This window comes from Leisingera aquaemixtae, assembly GCF_006740765.1.
In the GTDB taxonomy this organism is placed as follows: Bacteria; Pseudomonadota; Alphaproteobacteria; order Rhodobacterales; family Rhodobacteraceae; genus Leisingera; species Leisingera aquaemixtae.
The window spans coordinates 3,289,136-3,308,293 of the sequence record NZ_CP041159.1; the positions used below are offsets into that span (position 1 = coordinate 3,289,136).

A 19,158-nucleotide genomic window follows, 5' to 3' on the forward strand; every position below is an offset into this window, starting at 1 on the left:
GGCCTCAACCGGGAGAGATTCCGGCAAATGCGGCAGCTTTGCCATCATTGTTGCAGAGGTGGAAACAACAACGCGAAAACTCAGGCGGGGAACTCCCGCGCCTGCGGGGGCCCTGGCTTCGCCAGAAACTCCCTGGCAGCCTTGGGCGTAGCGCTGCGCATCGCGCAGCGCTACGCCCAACGGGAGCGGTCTTTGGACAAAGACCGGAGACGGGCGGGAGTACTCACCCTCCGCGGCCGGGAGGCAGGTTCCGGTGTTTTGGCCGGACCCTGAGTGTTCGGGGCCTGCGGTCAGGCGAGGCTGCCGTGGCAGTGCTTAAACTTCTTGCCGGAGCCGCAGGGGCATTTGTCGTTGCGCGAGGGGTTGCCCCACGTGGAGGGATCATCCTCGGCAAAGCCCGGTACGGGTTCTTCTGCGGCGGCTTCAGCAGGGGCAGGCGCGGCCGCCAACTTCTGCATCGCAGCCTGCCGGGCCGCCATTTCCATCAGCATCTGCTGCTGCTCTTCCTCGGTCATCGGGCGCACCCGGCTCAGCTGCTGGGACACTTCCTCGCGCAGACTGTCGAGCATGCTTTCAAACAGCTGGAAGCTCTCGTTCTTGTACTCGTTGAGCGGATCGCGCTGCGCGTAGCCGCGGAACCCGACAACCGAGCGCAGATGCTCCAGCGTCAGCAGGTGTTCGCGCCATTTCTTGTCGATGGTCTGCAGCAGCACCTGCTTTTCAATGTTGCGCATGTTCTCCGGACCAAAGGCCGCGGCCTTTTCCGCCATCAGCTTGTCGGAGGCCTCCACCAGGCGCTCGCGGATCTGCTCGTCATCGACGCCTTCTTCGGCGGCCCATGCCGCCACCGGCACCTCGATGCCCAGCATCTCACGCACCTGCTCCTGCAGGCCCGCGGTGTCCCACTGGTCCGCATAGGTCTTGGGCGGCATATGGGTGTCGAGAAGGTCGTCGATCACCTCGTGGCGCATGTCGTCGACGATCTCGGACAGGTCCTCGGCCGCCATGATCTCGCGGCGCTGGCTGAAGATCACCTTGCGCTGGTCGTTCATCACGTCGTCGAACTTCAGCACGTTCTTGCGCATGTCGAAGTTGCGGCCCTCGACCTTGGCCTGGGCGCGTTCCAGCGACTTGTTCACCCAGGGGTGAATGATCGCTTCGCCTTCCTTCATGCCCAGCGACGACAGCAGCTTGTCCAGCCGTTCGGAGCCGAAGATTCGCATCAGGTCGTCTTCGAGGCTGAGGTAGAAGCGGGTGCGGCCCGGGTCGCCCTGACGGCCCGAACGGCCGCGCAGCTGGTTGTCGATGCGGCGGCTTTCGTGGCGTTCGGACGCCATAACAAACAGCCCGCCGGCATCCAGCACTTTCTGCTTTTCCTCGGCGTGCTTGGCTTCCTCAGCCGCACGCAGCTGGGCCGGATCCGCATCGGGGTTTGCCTCCAGCGCCTCCAGCACCTTCAATTCGACGTTGCCGCCCAGCTGAATGTCGGTACCGCGGCCGGCCATGTTGGTGGCGATGGTCACCGCGCCAAAGCGGCCAGCATCGGCGACGATCTGCGCTTCCTGCTCATGGTGGCGGGCGTTCAGCACGTTGTGCGGGATGCCTTCCTTCTCCAGCAGCTGGCTCAGCAGCTCTGATTTCTCGATCGAGGTGGTGCCCAGGAGGACCGGCTGGCCCTTCTCATTTGCCTTCTTGGCTTCCTTGATCATCGCCTCGTATTTCTCGCGGGCGGTGCGGTAGACCTGATCGTCCTCATCCACCCGCGCGATCGGGCGGTTGGTCGGCACTTCGACCACGCCGAGGCTGTAGATTTCGGCGAATTCCTCCGCCTCGGTCATCGCGGTGCCGGTCATGCCCGACAGCTTGTCGTAGAGGCGGAAGTAGTTCTGGAAGGTGACAGAGGCCAGGGTGGTGTTTTCCGGCTGGATCTGCACATCTTCCTTGGCTTCGATGGCCTGGTGCAGCCCTTCGGACAGGCGGCGGCCCGGCATCATGCGGCCAGTGAATTCGTCGATCAGCACCACCTGGCCGTCGCGGACGATATAGTCCTTGTCGCGCTGAAACAGCTTGTGCGCGCGCAGCGCCTGGTTCACGTGGTGGACGACGGTTGTGCTTTCGGGATCGTAGAGCGAGGCCTCTTCTTCCAAGAGCCCATGCTGGCGCAGCGTCTGCTCCAGATACTCGTTGCCGTCCTCGGTGAAGGTCACACCGCGGGTTTTCTCGTCGACCTCATAATGCTCCTCCGACAGCAGCGGGATCATCTTGTCGATGGTCGCGTACAGCTCGGAGCGGTCCTCGGCGGGGCCGGAAATGATCAGCGGGGTGCGGGCCTCGTCGATCAGGATCGAGTCCACCTCGTCGACGATGGCAAAGTTGTGCTGCTTCTGGAACACCTGGTCCAGCGACGGTTTCATGTTGTCGCGCAGGTAATCGAAGCCCAGTTCGTTGTTCGTGGCATAGGTGACGTCGCAGCCATAGGCGGCCATCTTTTCGGCGTCGGCCTGACCGGACCAGATCACGCCGGTGGTCATGCCGAGCTGGGCAAACACCTTGCCCATCCATTCGCTGTCGCGCTTGGCCAGGTATTCGTTCACCGTGACCACGTGGACGCCCTTGCCGGTCAGCGCGTTCAGATAGGCCGGGAAAGTCGCCACGAGGGTTTTGCCCTCGCCGGTCTTCATCTCGGAAATGTTGCCCTGATGCAGGAACACGCCGCCCATCAGCTGGGTGTCAAAGGCGCGCAGGCCCAGGGCCCGCTTGGCCGCTTCGCGCACGTTGGCAAAAGCCTCCGGCAGCAGCGCGTCCAGGCTTTCGCCGTCCAGGGCGCGCTTGCGCAGTTCTTCGGTCTTACCGATCAGCCCGTCGTCGCTGAGCTTCGCGAACTCGTCCTCCAGCGCGTTGATCTGTGCGATCAGCGGCCGCGTCGCCTTGATCCTACGGTCGTTCGGCGTGCCGAAAACCTTTTTGGCGAGTGTTCCGAAACCCAGCATGTTTTCTCCAGCGATCCTATCTCCGGCCTTTGCATCGGGCAGGCTTGCCCGCCGTGTCCGCAACCCATAAACAAGGTGGAAAGACGGTCCTGCCAATGGCCTCAGAGCGATGTAAGCGGCAGGGTTTAGAGTGTCAACGGCACGCCCCCCGGCGGCCAAGGAATAGGAAGATTTCTATGCGTAAAGGTCTCACTTTTCTGTGCGGTATGGCAGTGGCGGCCTGCGCAGCGCTTCCGCTTGCGGCAGTTGCCGCACCCCATGCCAACACGGTGGTTGCCACGGTCAATGGCGAAGATATCACCATCGGCCATATGATCATGGCGCGCGAAAACCTGCCGGAGCAGTACAAGCAGCTTCCGGATGACGTGTTGTTCAACGCGATCCTTGACCAGCTGGTGCAGCAGACCGCGCTGAAACAGCAGCTGCATGGCGAGGTGCCCCGCTATGTGGAGCTGTCGGTCGAAAACGAAGAGCGCGCCATGCTGGCGGCAAATGTGATCGAGATGGTGATGGACAACGCCAGCGGCGAAGAAGCGCTGCGTGCGGCCTATGAGGAGAAATACTCCTCCGGCGACGGCGGCGATGAATTCCACGCCGCCCACATTCTGGTCGAAACCGAGGAGGACGCGCTGGACGTAATCAAGGAGCTGGATGACGGCGCCGATTTTGCCACCCTCGCCAAGGAACGCTCCACCGGCCCCTCCGGCCCCAGCGGCGGCGATCTGGGCTGGTTCACCACCGGCCGCATGGTGCCGGAATTCGAAGAAGCGGTGATCAAGCTGCGCTCGGGCGAGGTCTCCGGCCCGGTGCAGACCCAATTCGGCTGGCACGTGATCCTGCTGAATGAGCGCCGCAAGACCGAAGCCCCGGAATTCGATGAAGTCCGGGCGCAGCTTGCCGATGAACTGCAGCAGAAAGCGGTCGAGGCGCGTGTGAACGAGCTGACCGCCGCGTCCGAAATCGAGCGGCCCGAGATCGAGGATCTGGATCCGGCCATTCTGCAAGACCTCAGCCTGGTAAGGAACTGATCATGGCGAAATCCCTGCCCGTCTCGCCGCTGGCCCCCGCCAGCTTTCCCGACCTGCCGGTCATCAAGGGAGTACGTTTTGCCTCTGCGTCTGCCGGTGTGAAATACCAAGGCCGCACCGATGTGATGCTGGCGGTGATGGATCCGGGCACCTCTGTTGCCGGCGTGTTCACGCGCTCCAAGACCCGTTCTGCCCCGGTACTGGACTGCCAGGCCAAATTGGGCGGAGCTGCGGATGCCGGCGCGGCAATCCTGGTAAACTCTGGCAACTCCAACGCCTTTACCGGCCGTCACGGGCAGACCTCGGTGGCAGAGATCACCTCTGCGGTTGCCGCTGCGGCAGGCGTCCCGGCGGAGCGTGTCTTTACCGCCTCGACCGGCGTGATCGGCGAACCGCTGCCGCATGACCGCATCGTCGCGAAGATCGGCGAACTGAACGATGCACTGGACGAGACCGCGCTGGAAGGTGCCGCCAGGGCGATCATGACCACCGACACCTTCGCCAAAGGTGCCAGCGCAACGGTCGGGATCGAAGGGAAGACCGTCAAGATCGCCGGCATTGCCAAAGGCTCGGGCATGATTGCACCGGACATGGCGACGATGCTGGTCTACATCTTCACCGATGCGAAGGTCGAGCAGGCGGCGCTGCAGGCGCAGCTGGCGGAGATCTGCGACCGGACCTTCAATTGCATCACCGTGGACAGCGACACCTCGACCTCCGACAGCCTGATGCTGTGTGCCACCGGCGCCTCGGGCGTGGATGCCACCGGCAACGCAGAGTTTGCGGCGGGGCTGGAGCGGGTCATGCTGGATCTGTCCCACCAGGTGGTGCGCGACGGGGAAGGCGCAACCAAGTTCGTCGAAATCCAGGTGACCGGAGCAGCCTCCGACGCCGATGCCAAGGTGCATGGGCTGGCAATTGCCAACTCGCCGCTGGTGAAAACCGCCATCGCGGGCGAGGATCCGAACTGGGGCCGCGTGGTGATGGCGATCGGCAAATCCGGCGCCGAAGCGGACCGCGACCAGCTGTCGATTTCCTTTGGCGATGTTCTGGTGGCGGAAAAGGGCTGGGTCTCGCCCGGCTACAAGGAAGAGCTGGGTGCGGCAGAGATGAAGAAGCAGGAGATCACCATCAAGGTGGATCTGGGCCTTGGCAGCGGCCAGGCGACTGTCTGGACCTGCGACCTGACGCATCAGTACATCTCTATCAACGCGGATTACCGGTCATGAAAACTGTTCTGGTTTCCGCTGTCGCGCTCATCGATGCCGATGGGCGCGTGCTGCTGGCGCAGCGGCCCGAGGGGAAATCCATGGCCGGCCTGTGGGAATTTCCCGGCGGCAAGATCGAACCGGGGGAGACACCGGAGGCCGCGCTGATCCGCGAGCTGCACGAGGAACTGGGGATCGGCACCTGGGCCTCCTGCCTTGCGCCGCTGACCTTTGCCAGCCATTCCTACGAGGATTTCCACCTGCTGATGCCGCTGTTTGCCTGCCGCAAGTGGGAAGGCATCCCGCAAGCAAAGGAAGGCCAGACCCTGAAATGGGTGCGTCCGCAGGACCTGCGCGACTATCCGATGCCGCCGGCCGATATCCCCCTGATCCCGATCCTGCGCGATTGGCTCTGAGACCTCCGAACCCCTGGGCCAGACGCCCGTCCGGACCGGTTTTCTTCCGGTTTACCGGGCGTTTAACTGCTGCCGGCCGCACGGGTAACGCTTTGTTAATCAATCTAATTGAGCATTAGTATACGGAGCAAGCCACTACCCTGAATTGTAATTAGGCAGGACCGGACCATGCTTAGAACAATCGCAATCGGTAAGTTTTCCCTGGTTCAAGGCAGTTTCATACGGGCACTCCCCGACGGGAGAATCGCGGTGCGGGTTGGTTCAATAACCTATCAAGGCCAGCCAGTGACGCCAGCCGCCTGAGCCGCCACTCACGCACATCAGGCACACTGAAAGGGCAGCTGCCAGCAGCTGCCCTTTGCCAAATGCATAAGCAGCAGCGAGACCGGGTGCTGGAATTAGCTTTCAGGCAGGACACCTCTCCTTTTGGAACGGGAAACCGTCCTTTCGCCAGCTATGATTTACCGGCCGGCCCGGGCACTGTGACAGTGCAGCAGCGAAGGGCCTGGTTTGATGCTCCGCCGGACCGCCAAGGGCCGGCCTTTGCCCCCCCAGACGCTTCGTCAGCTGCTGCACGAATTTCCCGCGCCGGACAGGCCCGTCCGGCGCACAGAAAAAGGCCCCAGCAGGGTTGCCGGGGCCTTTGAATTTTTCCGATCGCGGACCGATTAGTCGAGGGTGCGGGTCACTTCCTCGCGCTCGAAAATCTCGATCACGTCGTTCGGACGGATATCGTCGTAGTTTTCGAACGCCATACCGCATTCCTGACCGGACTGAACTTCGGCGACTTCGTCCTTGAAGCGCTTCAGGGTCTTCAGCGTGCCTTCGTGGATCACCACGTTATCGCGCAGCAGGCGCACGCCTGCCGAGCGGCGGGCAATGCCTTCGGTGACCAGACAGCCGGCAACCTTGCCAACACCGGTGACCTTGAAGACTTCCTTGATCTGCGCGTAGCCGATGAAGTTCTCGCGGATCTCTGCCGACAGCAGGCCGGAGGCCGCCGCCTTCACGTCGTCCACAAGGTCATAGATCACCGAATAGTAGCGGATCTCCACACCCTTCTGGTTCGCGGTGTTGCGGGCCGAGGCGTTCGCACGGACGTTGAAGCCCATGATCGGCGCACCCGAAGCTTCGGCGAGGCCGACATCGGTTTCGGTGATCGCACCGACGCCCGAATGCAGCACGCGGACACGCACCTCTTCGTTGCCGATCTTTTCCATCGCCTGTACGATAGCCTCGGCAGAGCCCTGCACGTCAGCCTTGACCAGGATCGGCAGCTCAGAGACGTTTTCGTCTTCCTTGGCCTTGGCCATCAGCTGTTCCAGCGTGGTCGCAGCACCGGCAGCGGCGCGCTTGTCCTTGGCGGCCTGGGCGCGGTACTCAGCGATCTCGCGGGCCTGCGCTTCGGTTTCGGTGACGTTCAGAACGTCGCCCGCTTCCGGGGTGCCGTTGAGACCCAGCACCTCGACCGGAACCGAGGGGCCAGCTTCCTGCACGCGCTCGCCCTTGTCGTTGATCAGCGCGCGGACCTTGCCGTACTGCTCACCCACAACAAAGATGTCGCCCTGGCGCAGGGTACCGTTCTGGATCAGAACGGTCGCCACGGGGCCGCGGCCCACATCCAGCTGCGCCTCGATCACGGCGCCTTGCGCGGCGCGGTTCGGGTTGGCCTTCAGCTCCAGGATTTCCGCTTGCAGCGCAATGGCTTCCAGCAGCTCGTCCAGGCCCTGGCCGGTGACGGCGGAGACTTCCACATCCTGCACTTCGCCGGACATGGCTTCCACGACCACCTCGTGCTGCAGAAGATCGGTGCGGACCTTCATCGGGTTTGCGGCCGGCTTGTCGATCTTGTTGATCGCCACAATCATTGGAACACCCGCCGCTTTGGCGTGGTTGATCGCCTCGACGGTCTGCGGCATCACCGCATCGTCCGCGGCGACAACCAAAACCACGATATCGGTCACCTGCGCACCGCGCGAGCGCATCGAGGTGAAGGCCGCGTGGCCCGGTGTATCCAGGAAGCTGAGCACAGTGCCGCTTTCGGTGGTCACCTGATAGGCGCCGATGTGCTGGGTGATGCCGCCGGCTTCGCCTGCCACAACGCGGGCGTCGCGGATCGCGTCCAGCAGAGAGGTCTTGCCGTGGTCGACGTGGCCCATGATGGTGATGACCGGCGGACGCGGCTTCAGGTCCTCGTCCTTGTCCTCAACCTCTTTGATCACGTCCTCGACGTCGGCGTCGGAAACGCGGGTCACCTTGTGGCCGAATTCCTCAATGATGAGTTCGGCGGTGTCGGCGTCGATCGACTGGTTCTGGGTGACCATCATGCCCATCTGCATGAGCGATTTCACCACGTCGGCAACGCGTTCAGCCATGCGGTTGGCCAGCTCGGACACCACGATGGTTTCCGGCAGCTGCACGTCGCGCACAACCTTTTCCCGCTCAACCGAGCCGCCCATGGCTTTCTGGCGCGCACGCTCCTGCTTGCGCTTCATCGCCGCCATCGAGCGCTGGCGGTTGCCCTCGCCGCCGGTGGCCTGGCCAAGCGTCAGCTTGCCGGAGCGGCGGTTGTCGTCACGGCCCTTGCCGCGGGTCGGGCGCTGCTCGCGCTCACGCTCGGACTTGCGCGGAGTTGCCGCCGGAGCCGGCTTGTTCGGTGCCGGACGCTCCGCTTTTTCCGCAGGCGCGGGTGCAGCGGCGGCCCGTTTGGCTGCTTCTGCTTCCTCGGCGCGCTTGCGCTCTTCCTCTTCGGCTTTCTGGCGGGCGCGTTCTTCGGCTTCGCGCTGCTCGCGCTCCTTGGCTTCCGCTTCGGCGCGGCGGCGCTCACGCTCTTCGGCGCGGGCCTTTTCCTCGGCTTCGCGCTGCGCGGCTTCTTCAACCTCGCGGGCCTTGGCGGCCTGCAGCGCCTTCAGGCGGCGCTCCATCTCTGCATCGCTGATGCCGGCAGGCCGGCGGGATCCGGACGCTGCCGGTGCAGCACCGCTGCCGCTTTTGGCCGCACCCGGCTTGGGAACCACCACGCGCTTGCGCTTGGTTTCCACTACGACATTCTTGGTCCGTCCATGGCTGAAACTCTGTTTCACGTTCCCCGGACGGGAACCCCCACGCAGACCCAGTGTCTTTTTGCCGTCACTATCGCTCATAAAGCTACTTATCCTTCCGTGCGGCCGCTGCCGCCCACCGTTTCGCGCAAACCTTGCAGTCGTTGCGCCTCATCTACAACACGTTTGCTGAGTCCGCCAGAGGCGAGGGCGGCATGTATCACAGTTTGGCGCCCAAATGCCATTCCCAGCTCGTCCGCCGTAAGGCAGCCGATAAATTTGCCCTTGTAGGGCGTGCTCAGCTTCGACTTTCCGCGGCCCGACCCGTCAGAGGCCTGGATCAGTACCCGGGCCTCTTCCTTGGCCAGCCAGTCCTTGACCTTCTCGAAACCGGCCACCGCGTCGCCCGACTTGCGCGCCAGGCTGATCAGCCCGACGAGGCGGCGGGCCACTTGGGTCTCCACCTCGCCGGCAAGCCCGCTGGAGACCTGGACCTGCGATTTGAAGCCGCGGGCGAACAGCTTCTTTTTGACGGCGGTTTCCAGCGCCGAGTGGCTGGACGTCACATAGACGCCCCGGCCCGGCAGCTTCTCCATCACATCGGGCACAACCTGGCCCTCGGGCCCCATCACAAAACGGATGAGCCCCTGTTTGGGCTGGGTCTCGCCGGTTGCGATGCATTTACGCTCGCTGCCTTCGGACCGGTCTTTTTGAACGCCGCCGCGTGTCATTCAGGTCTCCTTTGCAAAGCCCGGGATCAGGCTTCGCTTTCCTCTTCGCCAGCGTCGTCGTCTTCCGCCGCTTCCGCTTCCAGCTCAGCCGGATCCACCCAGCCCAGCATGATGCGGGCGGTCATGACCATGTCCTGTGCGTCTTCCAGCGATACGCCGAAAGGCTCCAGGATGCCGTCATCCTTGATCCGCTCGCCGCCGTTGGAGGTCCAGCCTCCGGCCAGTTCCCAGTCCGCGCAGGTGGCGAAATCTTCAAGCGACTTCACGTCGTCCTTGGCCAGCGCCTCGACCATCTGCGGGGTCAGACCCTCGAACTGGATCAGGCTTTCCTCGGCGCCCAGCTCGCGGGCCGCATCCAGGGCCGCCTTGGCCTGGGCTTCCAGATAGTCGCGGGCACGGGCCTGCAGTTCCTCGGCGGTGCCTTCGTCAACACCGTCAATGACCAGCAGTTCATCGAGCTCGACATAGGCAACCTCTTCCAGGTTGGTGAAGCCCTCAGACACCAGAAGCTGGGCAAAGAACTCGTCCAGATCAAGGGTCTCCATGAACAATTTCGTGCGCGCCTCGAATTCCTTCTGGCGGCGGGCCGACTCTTCTTCCTCGGTCATGATGTCGATATCGAGACCGGTGAGCTGCGACGCCAGGCGCACGTTCTGGCCGCGGCGGCCGATGGCGAGCGACAGCTGCTCTTCCGGCACCACAACCTCGATCTTGCCGGCTTCCTCGTCGAGCACCACCTTGGTCACTTCGGCCGGCTGCAGCGCGTTCACCAGGAAGGTCGGCTGGTCCTCGTTCCACGGGATGATGTCGATCTTCTCGCCCTGCAGCTCGTTCACGACGGCCTGCACGCGGGAGCCGCGCATACCCACACAGGCGCCGACCGGGTCGATTGAGCCGTCATAGGAGACAACAGCAATCTTGGCGCGCGAGCCGGGGTCGCGGGCGACTGCCTTGATCTCGATGATGCCGTCATAGATTTCCGGCACTTCCATCTTGAACAGCTCGGCCATGAACTCCGGCGCGGTGCGCGACAGGAAGATCTGCGGACCGCGCGGCTCGCGGCGCACGTCCTTGATGTAGCAGCGCACACGGTCGTTCGGGCGGTAGCTTTCGCGGCCGATCTTCTCGTTGCGGCGCAGGATGGCTTCGCCCGCACCCACATCGACGATGACGTTGCCGTATTCCTCGCGCTTGACCAGGCCGTTGATGATGGTGCCGGCGCGGTCCTTGAATTCTTCGTACTGGCGGTCGCGTTCAGCTTCGCGCACCTTCTGCAGGATCACCTGCTTGGCCGACTGGGCGGCGATCCGGCCCATCTCAACCGGCGGCACTTCCTCGACGTAGGTCTGGCCCACTTCGGGGTTCGCCATGTACTGGCGCGCCTGATCAACGGTCATTTCAGCCTGGTAATTTTCCAGCTCGTCATCCGCCACGACGGTGCGCACGCGGGTAAAGGTGGCGCGGCCGGTCTTGCGGTCGATCGACACCCGGATATCCATCTCGGCGCCATAGCGGCTCTTGGCCGCACGGGCGAGGCTCTCTTCCATCGCCTCGATCACCAGACCCGGGTCGATCATCTTTTCGCGCGCCACGGCCTCGGCGGTTTGCAACAGCTCCAGCTGGTTTGCAGAGGTGATAGCCATTACTTTTTCTCCTCTTCGGACTCTTCGGTCTCGATTTCGTCGAATGCGTCTTCGTTGAGCGTCCCGGCCTCTTTGCGCTGACGCAGCATTTCTTTGATCAGTTCGTCGGTCAGAACCAGCTTGGCATCGCTCAGCCAGTCGAACTTCAGACCAACGGTCACGGTCTGGCCCTGATCCTCGATGTTGATCAGGACTTCATCGTCCTCGGTGCCCGCGAGCTCCCCCTTGAAGCGGCGGCGGCCGCCGACCGTCTCGGCGGTTTCAAGCTTGGCCTCGTAGCCCTCGAACATCTCGAAGTCTTTCATCCGCGTCAGCGGACGGTCAATGCCCGGGCTCGACACCTCCAGCGCATAGGCATCAATGATCGGGTCTTCGACGTCCAGCGCTGCGCTGACGGCGTTCGAAATCTCGGCGCAATCATCCACCTCGATGCCGCCGTTGGGCTTGTCGGCCATGATCTGCAGCGTGGTCGCCTTACCAGACATCAGCCGGATTCGCACCAGCTCATATCCCAGATCCTCGATCACCGGGGTGACGATCTCGGCCAGGCGCCGGTCGATGGCAGCTTTGGCAATCAGGTCGTTGGTCATCAGACCTCCACTTGGAGCGGCAGGCGCAAACCTGCAAACACAAAAAAACGGGCGCGCGGCCCGTCGAAATTCCCGGTGGAGCCTTGAGCCAGAGGTTCAACGCGCCGCTGTTGTCAAAGCCATATAGGGGGGATTGGAGAAAACTGCAAGGCTTGTCTTCCGTGACGGCTGCAGGGCGGTGTCAGGCGATCCACCAGCGTTCGGCAATGCGGCCGTCATCAAGCGGCGCACGCTGGCCGACCTTGCGCGGGATGCCGACCGTGTGGCGGGCAGCCAGCGCCATATCGCTGGACGACGGGTGGTACAGAAACTCGCCCCGGCGCAGCAGGCCCCGCGGCTCCGGCAGGGCTGCCACATCGACATACCCGTCACGCAGGGCTTCGGCCCGGACAGCGGCGTCGGGGATCACGATGATCTCTACCGTCTCTGCCCAGCCTGCGGTGTCGGCCTTGTAATGATCTGCCACCTTGGAGGCGCGGAAATGGCGGCCTTCCTGGGCGCGCGCCACCTTGTAGCAGCCAGTCCCGACCGCATCGGACAGCGGCACCGGCAAAGCGCCTCCGGGGGCGATCACCTGGCCGGCGCCGGCCAGCAGATAGGGCAGATGCGGGTTCGGTTGCTCAAGCTCCACCAGCAGCTGATGGCTGCCCAGCGCGGTGATCGCCTGCACCTCTGCCCCGGTGATTCCCCGCACCAGGAGCGAGGCGGCGGCATCATCCGCGGTCAGCGGGCTGCCATCGTGAAAGGCCACACCGTCCCGCAGGCTGAAGGTCCAAGTCCGGGCGTCCTGCGTGGACTGCCAGCCGGTGGCCAGCTCGCCGCGCAGCAGCCCGTCCGGAGCGATTTCGGTCAGCGTGTCATAGATTGCGCCGCGGGCGGCCTGTTCCAGCATCCCGCCATCCCGCGGAACCGCCAGACGCAGCACACCGCCCGGCTTGGGTGACGCATGAACCGACCCGCCGGCAGCGGCCAGCAGGGCTGCGGCAGCACCCGAGGTGAACAGCGCGCGGCGGTCGATGCGCGTCATGGCACAAGCTCTCCTGCTATCCGGTCCATCGCCCGGACCAGCTCTGCGCTGATTCCCGGCTCCGACAAAGCATGGCCTGCGTTGCGCACCATCTTCAACTCCGCATTTGGCCACAGCTCATTCAGGCGCCAAGCGGACGACGGCGGGCAGATCATGTCATAGCGGCCCTGCACGATCACGCCGGGGATATGGGAAATCCGTCCCATATTGGCAAGGATCTGGCCGTCATAGTCGAGAAAGCCGCCATTTCGGAAATAATGGTTCTCCAGGCGGGCAAAGGCGCGGGCGTAATCGCCCGGGCTTTCACCACTTTGGCCGTTGGAATGCACAGTGGCCAGCGCATTTTCCCACGCCGACCAGGCACGGCCAAAGCGCACTTCCTCGTCCAGATTTCCGGAAAACAGCCGCTTGTGATAGGCGCTGATCATGTCGCTGCGCTCCCCATCGGGGATCAGCGATACGAATTTGGCCCAGGTTTCGGGCCAGAACTTGCCGGCGCCGCCGCCATAGAACCAGTCCAGCTCTGCCTTGGTCATCAGGAAGACACCGCGCAGGATCATCTGCTGCACGCGGTCCGGGTGGGTCTGGGCATAGATCAGCGCCAGCGTCGCCCCCCAGCTGCCGCCGAACAGGATCCAGGATTCGATGCCGGTCTGGCGGCGAATCAGCTCCATATCGGCGACCAGATGCCAGGTGGTGTTGTTCTCGCAGGAGGCGTAGGGGCGCGAGCGGCCGCAGCCGCGCTGGTCGAACAGGATGATCCGGTAAACATCTGGATCAAAATAGCGCCGCATCGCCGGGCTGCTGCCGCCGCCGGGTCCGCCGTGGCACACAATCACGGGTATGCCGTTTGGATTCCCGCTCTGCTCTGCATATATACGGTGGCCCTGGCCTGCGTCGATCATGCGCTGGTCAAAGGGTTCGACCGGCGGGTAAAGATAATGCACTGCGCGCTTTTGGTCCGGGTATCTATCCATTACTGACCTTAGTGAGACGTCAGACTACAAAAGAGCACACGGAGACAGGAATGCAAGCGCCTCAGTCCACGGTCGACCCAGCGGAAATCGCTAAATTCGAGGCGATGGCGGCGGAGTGGTGGGATCCGAATGGCAAATTCAAGCCGCTGCACATGCTGAACCCGTGCCGGCTCGATTACATTACCAAGCAGATTGCCGCCGAGTTTAACCGCGACCTGACGTCACGGAATCCGTTTGAGGGGCTTCGGCTGCTGGACATCGGTTGCGGCGGCGGGCTGCTGAGCGAACCGATGGCGCGGCTGGGCGCGACGGTCGTGGGCGCCGATGCCGCCGAGGGCAACCTGCCGGTCTCGCGCATACACGCCGAGCAATCGGGGCTTGAGATCGACTACCGCCACACCACCGCCGAAGCGCTGGCTGAGGCTGGCGAGCAATTCGACGTGGTGCTCAACATGGAGGTGGTGGAGCATGTCGCCGATCCGCTCAGCTATCTGACCGCGACGCAGCTGCTGCTGAAACCCGGCGGGCTGCAGATCTGCTCGACCATCAACCGCAACCCGAAAAGCTTTGCCATGGCCATCATCGGCGCCGAAGTGATCATGCGCTGGCTGCCGCGCGGCACCCATGAATGGTCCAAGTTCATCACGCCGGATGAGCTGTTCGAACTGCTGCGCAAGTCCGGGCTGAAGCCGGTGGACCGCAAGGGGTTCGTGTTCAATCCGATCACCTGGACCTGGTCAATTTCCGAGCGGGATTTGTCAGTGAACTATGTGACGGCCAGCGTGAAGCCCGGCTGAGCCGCAGCGGCCATCGCCCTGCCGGCGCGGCCGCCTATCCTTAAGGATAGGTGGTAATCCTTATGCACCCTTTAGTTGCACCGCCCTGATTGTTAACGTCAGGTAACGGATTTGGAATGTTACCCGGTTCGCCTGGGGCAAAGCCCTTTAATTGAAGGATTGCTTACCGCTGTTTCCGGCGGGTCCGCCCTGAGGTTGCCAGGACCGCCACTCACGGATTGATGGGGACTGATGGGGAGGAAGGGCGCCTGCTTGCGGGCGTCCTTCTTTTTTGGGCGACCGTTGCAATCAACCGGCTGCCGGGGCCGGCCGGATCAGCCGCTTTCCTCAAGCTTGCCGCGCAGTTCGCGCAGGATCGGAAGGGCGGCCCGGACCCGGTCGCTGCCCAATTCCCCCACCACCTCGGAAATCACCGGAATGATCCCGGCCAGCGCCGCGTCGCGAGCCTGTCTGCCCGCAGGGCTGATCGCCACCATCTTGCGCCGCGCATCATCCCAATCCGGGCGGACATGGATATACCCCGCCACTTCCAGCTTGTTCAGCGTGTTGGTCATGGCGCCGCGCGTCACGTGAAACGCCTTGGCCAGCTGTGCGGGCGAGCGTTCCAGCCCGGCGCGGGCCAGGTGGTTCAGCACCGAAAAATGCGACAGCTCCATACCCTTAGGCAGCACTTTGCTGAGGCGTGACCGGGCCAGCTGGTCAGCCATGAGTATCTCGCTGAACAGCGATACCGCCAGGGAATGGGTTTCATCCATCAGGGTCCGTCGAACTCCCGGTCGTGGGTCAGGGAAGGCACACGCTTGCGTGCTTCTGCCACTTTTTCGAGGTCGAGATCAACGTAAGTGACGCCGGGCTCCTGGCCCGCATCCGCCAGCACCTCGCCCCAGGGAGCGACGGCGAGAGAGTGCCCGTAGGTCTTGCGGCTGGGCCCGCGGGAGGCAGGATGCTTGCCGGTTTGCGCCGGCGCCAGCACGAAACACCCGGTCTCAATCGCCCGGGCGCGCAGCAGCGAATGCCAATGCGCCGCGCCCGTCACATAGGAGTACGCCGCTGGCACGGTGAGGATTTGAGCTCCGCCTTGGGCCAGCGCCCGGTGCAGATGCGGGAAGCGCACGTCATAGCAGATCGTCATGCCGATCCTGGCGAAGGGCGTTTCCGCCACGACGGCCTTGGTGCCCGGGCGGTAGCCATCGGATTCGCGGTAGGTTTCCTCTGGCGTGACCTCCACATCGAACATGTGGATCTTGTCGTAACGTGCGACGATTTCACCCTGCGGGCTGATCAGGAACTGCCGGTTGGCAAAGCGCCCGGCATTGTCGCGGGTTTTGACCCCCAGCGAGCCCAACAGCAGCCAGACCCCGTGCCTGGCCGCCTCTTCCCGCAGGGCCGCCAAAGTCGGGTCGTTCTCTTCATGACAAAGGACGTCTTTCTGATGCGTCCGGCTGCCGGAGAGGCAATTGGTAACTTCCGGTGTCAATACAAACCCGGCCCCGCCGCGCACAGCCTCCGCCATCATGGCCTTCACCGTTTCCAGGTTTTCAGCCGGGATATCGGTGGATGTCATCTGAAGCAGAGCTGCGCGCATGCTGTCTCTCCGGGATCAGGCCGCCAGCAGCGGGTCGAGCTTGCCCGCCTGCTCCAGCGCATAGAGGTCGTCACAGCCGCCGACATGAGTGCCGCCAATGAAGATCTGCGGCACGGTGCGGCCGCCGTTGGCACGCTGGATCATCTCCGCCTTACGCTCCGGCTCTTCCAGCACGTTGACTTCCGAAAATGCCACACCCTTCTGGTTCAGCAGCCGCTTGGCCGCGTGGCAGTAACCGCACAGAGGCGAGGTGTAGATTTCTACCGTTTTCATTCAGGACCCCATGATCTGGTTTCGAAGCTTGTGGAGGAATTGGGGATTCATTGCAACAATTGCCAGAGGCAGGCCGCCGGGCTCACGTTTGCGTGACCCGGGCCAGCACCGCCACCCGCACATCGGCTGCTCCCGCCCGCAGGCAGGCATCGGTGCAGGCGCACAGCGTGGCGCCAGAGGTCATCACGTCGTCCACAATCAGAACACTGCGGCCCCTGATCCTGTTCAGCCGGCCCGGATGCGCGCCGATGGCGGACCCTAGAAGCTGGTAACGCTGGTCCCGTGTTTTTCCTTCCAGCGCGGGCGTTTTCCGGATCCGGCGCAGCAGGTCCGGGCAATGCTGCAATCCCGCACGTCTGGCCAGCGCGTCTGCCAGCACGGCCGACTGATTGTACTTGCGCTTCAGCAGCCGGGTCCAATGCAGCGGCACCGGGCAGATCAGCGGATCATTCTGCAGCATCGGCTGCGCTGCGCGTTCCAGCCAAACGGCTGCGGTCTGCGCGATTTCTGTCCGGTCGCCGTGTTTCAAGGCCAGCACCAGTTTGCGCCCCTGCCCCTCGTAAACCAGCGCCGACCGCCCCTGGCTCCAGGGGCGCGGATGGCGGAGGCAGCTGTCGCACTCCAGACGGAAGCCGTCCGCCTCCCCCGGCAGCGGAACGCCGCAGCCTTCGCATACTGTGCCGCTGATGAAGCTCATACCGGACCAGCATGTCCCGCACAGGCCGAAGTCGCTGCCGACCAGCCCGCCGCAGCCCAGGCATTGCGGAGGGTAGATCAGCGAAACAGCGGTTTGAATCCCGGCCAGCAGCATCTAAATAGCCCCCATGACACACGCACCCCAAGACCGGGCCCAGCAACAGCTCTTTGACCGTCAGGCGCTGGCAGCCCGCCGTGCCAGACGGCAGGCGGACGCCCTTTTTCTGCACCATATGGCGCGGGATGAGGCCGAGGATCGCCTGAGCCTGGTTAACAGAACCTTTACAGCGCCCGCCGTGGTCTGCCCTTTCCCGGAGGTCTGGGAAGGGTTTCAGCTGGACGCGAAGTTTGTGTCCGACGCGGACGTTCTGGAACTGGAGCAAGGCGCGCATGATGTGGTGATCCATGCCATGTGCCTGCATTGGGCCAATGATCCGGTGGGGCAGCTGATCCAATGCCGACGCGCCCTGAAGGAAGACGGGCTGCTGCTGGTCATCCTGCTGGGCGGCCAGACCCTGCACGAGCTGCGCGCAGCCATGGCCGAAGCAGAGACAGCCGTTCTGGGCGGCCTGTCGCCGCGGGTTGCCCCGATGGGAGAGATCCGGGATCTGGGCGGGTTGCTGCAGCGGGCCGGTTTTGCCCTGCCGGTGGCCGATCTGGTGCCGCTCACCGCGGAATACCGCGATCTGACGCATCTGATCCACGACCTGCGCGGCATGGGCGAAACCAACGCCCTTGCCCAGCGCCTAAAGCGCCCGGCGCCGCGAAGCCTGTTCCAACTGGCCGATCACATCTATCGCGCGCATTTCGCCACCGCAAACGGCCGGTTGCCAGCGACGTTTGAGCTGGTATGCCTCACCGGCTGGTCGCCGTCGGACAGCCAGCAAAAACCCTTGCGCCCCGGCTCTGCCCGGATGCGTCTGGCCGATGCGTTGAAGGTGCCGGAAACCAAGCTCGGCCCTTGATAAGTTTCCGCTATGGCTGCGCCAATGTGATCCAATTGGCCTTCTGCGCGTAAAGACAGTAGTTTGCCGCCAACACCGAAATTCTCAGCCCCACAGGACCTGCCCATGCTGGACGCCGCCCGGACCGCCAAATGCCCTGCCCACGCCCCCGCCGATCACCCCAAGATCCCGGCGGAGAAGGTCGGCATCCTGCTGGCCAACCTTGGCACGCCGGACGATCATTCCTATTGGCCGATGCGCCGCTACCTGAATGAGTTCCTGTCGGACAAGCGGGTGATCGACTATCCGTCGTGGAAATGGCAGCCGCTGCTGCAGCTGATCATTCTGACCAAACGCCCGTTCTCCTCCGGCGCGGCGTACAAGTCGATCTGGAACCATGACAAGGGCGAAAGCCCGCTGATGACCATCACCAAAGACCAGACTGCCAAGATGGCTGAGGTGATGAAAGCGCAGTACGGCGATCAGGTGATGGTCGATTTCTGCATGCGCTACGGCAACCCCTCAACCAAGTCCAAGGTGCGGCAGATGGTGGAGGCTGGCTGCCAGAAGATCCTGTTTGTGCCGCTCTATCCGCAATATGCCGGCGCGACCTCTGGCACGGCCAACGACCAGTTCTTCCGCGCCCTGATGGAAGAAGCCTGGCAGCCCGCCGCGCGCACGATCGCGCCTTATTTCGACCAGCCTGCCTATATCGACGCGCTGGCGCGGTCGGTGGAGGAGGCCTATGCCAAGGCAGCGAAGCGTCCGGATATCCTGGTGGTGTCTTACCACGGCATGCCCAAGCGCTATCTGATGCAGGGCGATCCTTACCATTGCCAGTGCCAGAAAACGACGCGCCTGCTGAAGGAGCGGCTGGGCTGGGACGATACCCAGATCACCTCGACCTTCCAGTCGGTTTTCGGGCCGGAGGAATGGCTGAAGCCCTACACCGTGGACCACGTCGCGGCGCTCGCCAAGGACGGCAAGAAGAACATCGCGGTGATCGCGCCGGCCTTCTCTGCCGACTGCATCGAGACGCTGGAAGAGATCAACGAGGAAATCCGCGAAAGCTTTGAACACGCGGGCGGCGAAGACTTCCTGTATATCCCCTGCCTCAACGATAATGATGACCATATCGCCGCACTGGCCGGGGTTATCGAGCAGAACCTGCAAGGCTGGCTGGACTAAACCCTCGTCCCGGTCCAAATAGGA

The 19,158-nt window shown here is 63.4% G+C and carries 17 protein-coding genes; 6 read left to right on the forward strand and 11 right to left on the reverse strand.

Features of this window, described 5'->3' with window-relative positions; genetic code table 11:
- Positions 1 to 290: 290 nt before the first annotated feature.
- The gene (gene secA / locus R2C4_RS17830; RefSeq protein ID WP_141891629.1) at positions 291 to 2,990 is read right to left on the reverse strand and encodes a preprotein translocase subunit SecA; all 2,700 of its coding nucleotides are present in this window, start codon (positions 2,988 to 2,990) and stop codon (positions 291 to 293) included.
- Positions 2,991 to 3,166: 176 nt separating this feature from the next.
- Between secA and R2C4_RS17835 the strand changes: the two genes are divergently transcribed.
- From R2C4_RS17835 to mutT, 3 genes are read left to right on the forward strand one after another with little or no spacing between them, the layout of a single operon-like run.
- Positions 3,167 to 4,018: a peptidylprolyl isomerase gene (locus R2C4_RS17835; protein ID WP_141891630.1), complete on the forward strand. Its 852-nt coding sequence runs from the start codon at positions 3,167 to 3,169 to the stop codon at positions 4,016 to 4,018.
- Between the two features lie 2 nt (positions 4,019 to 4,020).
- Positions 4,021 to 5,247, forward strand: coding sequence for a bifunctional glutamate N-acetyltransferase/amino-acid acetyltransferase ArgJ (gene argJ / locus R2C4_RS17840; protein ID WP_141891631.1), 1,227 nt, complete (start codon positions 4,021 to 4,023; stop codon positions 5,245 to 5,247).
- The gene (mutT, locus tag R2C4_RS17845) at positions 5,244 to 5,642 is read left to right on the forward strand and encodes an 8-oxo-dGTP diphosphatase MutT (RefSeq protein WP_058287325.1); all 399 of its coding nucleotides are present in this window, start codon (positions 5,244 to 5,246) and stop codon (positions 5,640 to 5,642) included. The genes argJ and mutT overlap by 4 nt, the downstream gene beginning before the upstream one ends.
- Positions 5,643 to 6,310: 668 nt before the next feature.
- Here mutT and infB read toward each other — a convergent pair.
- From infB to pip, 6 genes are all read right to left on the reverse strand, one after another.
- A complete protein-coding gene (gene infB / locus R2C4_RS17850; protein ID WP_141891632.1) occupies positions 6,311 to 8,785 on the reverse strand; it encodes a translation initiation factor IF-2 in 2,475 nt (824 codons plus the stop codon).
- An 8-nt stretch (positions 8,786 to 8,793) separates the two neighbouring features.
- Entirely contained in the window at positions 8,794 to 9,414 is a 621-nt protein-coding gene (locus tag R2C4_RS17855) for an RNA-binding protein (RefSeq protein WP_141891633.1), read from the reverse strand.
- A 26-nt stretch (positions 9,415 to 9,440) separates the two neighbouring features.
- Positions 9,441 to 11,057, reverse strand: a complete 1,617-nt coding sequence (gene nusA / locus R2C4_RS17860) for a transcription termination factor NusA (RefSeq protein ID WP_141891634.1) — start codon at positions 11,055 to 11,057, stop codon at positions 9,441 to 9,443.
- Positions 11,057 to 11,647: a ribosome maturation factor RimP gene (rimP, locus tag R2C4_RS17865; RefSeq protein ID WP_141891635.1), complete on the reverse strand. Its 591-nt coding sequence runs from the start codon at positions 11,645 to 11,647 to the stop codon at positions 11,057 to 11,059. Before rimP ends, nusA begins: the two co-directional genes overlap by 1 nt.
- Before the next feature lie 181 nt (positions 11,648 to 11,828).
- Positions 11,829 to 12,674, reverse strand: a complete 846-nt coding sequence (locus R2C4_RS17870; protein WP_141891636.1) for an ABC transporter substrate-binding protein — start codon at positions 12,672 to 12,674, stop codon at positions 11,829 to 11,831.
- Positions 12,671 to 13,651 carry a prolyl aminopeptidase gene (pip, locus tag R2C4_RS17875; protein ID WP_058287331.1) on the reverse strand — a complete coding sequence of 327 codons (981 nt, stop codon included), beginning with the start codon at positions 13,649 to 13,651 and terminating at the stop codon, positions 12,671 to 12,673. The genes R2C4_RS17870 and pip overlap by 4 nt, the downstream gene beginning before the upstream one ends.
- A 50-nt stretch (positions 13,652 to 13,701) precedes the next feature.
- Between pip and ubiG the strand changes: the two genes are divergently transcribed.
- Positions 13,702 to 14,448 (forward strand): bifunctional 2-polyprenyl-6-hydroxyphenol methylase/3-demethylubiquinol 3-O-methyltransferase UbiG, encoded by a 747-nt coding sequence (gene ubiG / locus R2C4_RS17880; RefSeq protein ID WP_141891637.1) that lies wholly within the window; start codon positions 13,702 to 13,704, stop codon positions 14,446 to 14,448.
- 314 nt (positions 14,449 to 14,762) lie between these two features.
- Here the strand turns inward: ubiG and R2C4_RS17885 are convergent, their stop codons facing one another.
- The 4 genes from R2C4_RS17885 to R2C4_RS17900 form a co-directional block, all read right to left on the reverse strand.
- Positions 14,763 to 15,203 (reverse strand): MarR family winged helix-turn-helix transcriptional regulator, encoded by a 441-nt coding sequence (locus R2C4_RS17885; protein ID WP_141891638.1) that lies wholly within the window; start codon positions 15,201 to 15,203, stop codon positions 14,763 to 14,765.
- Positions 15,203 to 16,033 (reverse strand): carbon-nitrogen hydrolase family protein, encoded by an 831-nt coding sequence (locus tag R2C4_RS17890; RefSeq protein ID WP_141891639.1) that lies wholly within the window; start codon positions 16,031 to 16,033, stop codon positions 15,203 to 15,205. The genes R2C4_RS17885 and R2C4_RS17890 overlap by 1 nt, the downstream gene beginning before the upstream one ends.
- 15 nt (positions 16,034 to 16,048) lie before the next feature.
- A complete protein-coding gene (gene grxC, locus R2C4_RS17895; protein ID WP_058287335.1) occupies positions 16,049 to 16,306 on the reverse strand; it encodes a glutaredoxin 3 in 258 nt (85 codons plus the stop codon).
- Positions 16,307 to 16,388: 82 nt separating this feature from the next.
- Positions 16,389 to 17,117: a ComF family protein gene (locus tag R2C4_RS17900; protein WP_141891640.1), complete on the reverse strand. Its 729-nt coding sequence runs from the start codon at positions 17,115 to 17,117 to the stop codon at positions 16,389 to 16,391.
- Between the two features lie 13 nt (positions 17,118 to 17,130).
- On the opposite strand from R2C4_RS17900, the gene R2C4_RS17905 reads away from it, so the two are divergent.
- Both R2C4_RS17905 and hemH read left to right on the forward strand, forming a co-directional pair.
- A complete protein-coding gene (locus tag R2C4_RS17905; RefSeq protein ID WP_141891641.1) occupies positions 17,131 to 17,967 on the forward strand; it encodes a methyltransferase domain-containing protein in 837 nt (278 codons plus the stop codon).
- A gap of 105 nt (positions 17,968 to 18,072) precedes the next feature.
- Complete coding sequence (hemH, locus tag R2C4_RS17910) at positions 18,073 to 19,134, forward strand: ferrochelatase (protein ID WP_141891642.1); 1,062 nt, start codon at positions 18,073 to 18,075, stop codon at positions 19,132 to 19,134.
- The last annotated feature ends 24 nt before the right edge of the window (positions 19,135 to 19,158 follow it).

What these genes read in the sequence shown, in the direction of transcription:
- R2C4_RS17870 (WP_141891636.1), bottom strand. Translation starts at nt 12,674, where the DNA reads ATGACGCGCATCGACCGCCGCGCGCTGTTCACCTCGGGTGCTGCCGCA.
- secA (WP_141891629.1), bottom strand. Translation starts at nt 2,990, where the DNA reads ATGCTGGGTTTCGGAACACTCGCCAAAAAGGTTTTCGGCACGCCGAAC.
- grxC (WP_058287335.1), bottom strand. Translation starts at nt 16,306, where the DNA reads ATGAAAACGGTAGAAATCTACACCTCGCCTCTGTGCGGTTACTGCCAC.
- R2C4_RS17900 (WP_141891640.1), bottom strand. Translation starts at nt 17,117, where the DNA reads ATGCTGCTGGCCGGGATTCAAACCGCTGTTTCGCTGATCTACCCTCCG.
- infB (WP_141891632.1), bottom strand. Translation starts at nt 8,785, where the DNA reads ATGAGCGATAGTGACGGCAAAAAGACACTGGGTCTGCGTGGGGGTTCC.
- rimP (WP_141891635.1), bottom strand. Translation starts at nt 11,647, where the DNA reads ATGACCAACGACCTGATTGCCAAAGCTGCCATCGACCGGCGCCTGGCC.
- R2C4_RS17885 (WP_141891638.1), bottom strand. Translation starts at nt 15,203, where the DNA reads ATGGATGAAACCCATTCCCTGGCGGTATCGCTGTTCAGCGAGATACTC.
- R2C4_RS17835 (WP_141891630.1), top strand. Translation starts at nt 3,167, where the DNA reads ATGCGTAAAGGTCTCACTTTTCTGTGCGGTATGGCAGTGGCGGCCTGC.
- R2C4_RS17890 (WP_141891639.1), bottom strand. Translation starts at nt 16,033, where the DNA reads ATGCGCGCAGCTCTGCTTCAGATGACATCCACCGATATCCCGGCTGAA.
- ubiG (WP_141891637.1), top strand. Translation starts at nt 13,702, where the DNA reads ATGCAAGCGCCTCAGTCCACGGTCGACCCAGCGGAAATCGCTAAATTC.
- R2C4_RS17905 (WP_141891641.1), top strand. Translation starts at nt 17,131, where the DNA reads ATGACACACGCACCCCAAGACCGGGCCCAGCAACAGCTCTTTGACCGT.
- nusA (WP_141891634.1), bottom strand. Translation starts at nt 11,057, where the DNA reads ATGGCTATCACCTCTGCAAACCAGCTGGAGCTGTTGCAAACCGCCGAG.
- pip (WP_058287331.1), bottom strand. Translation starts at nt 13,651, where the DNA reads ATGGATAGATACCCGGACCAAAAGCGCGCAGTGCATTATCTTTACCCG.
- argJ (WP_141891631.1), top strand. Translation starts at nt 4,021, where the DNA reads ATGGCGAAATCCCTGCCCGTCTCGCCGCTGGCCCCCGCCAGCTTTCCC.
- mutT (WP_058287325.1), top strand. Translation starts at nt 5,244, where the DNA reads ATGAAAACTGTTCTGGTTTCCGCTGTCGCGCTCATCGATGCCGATGGG.
- hemH (WP_141891642.1), top strand. Translation starts at nt 18,073, where the DNA reads ATGCTGGACGCCGCCCGGACCGCCAAATGCCCTGCCCACGCCCCCGCC.
- R2C4_RS17855 (WP_141891633.1), bottom strand. Translation starts at nt 9,414, where the DNA reads ATGACACGCGGCGGCGTTCAAAAAGACCGGTCCGAAGGCAGCGAGCGT.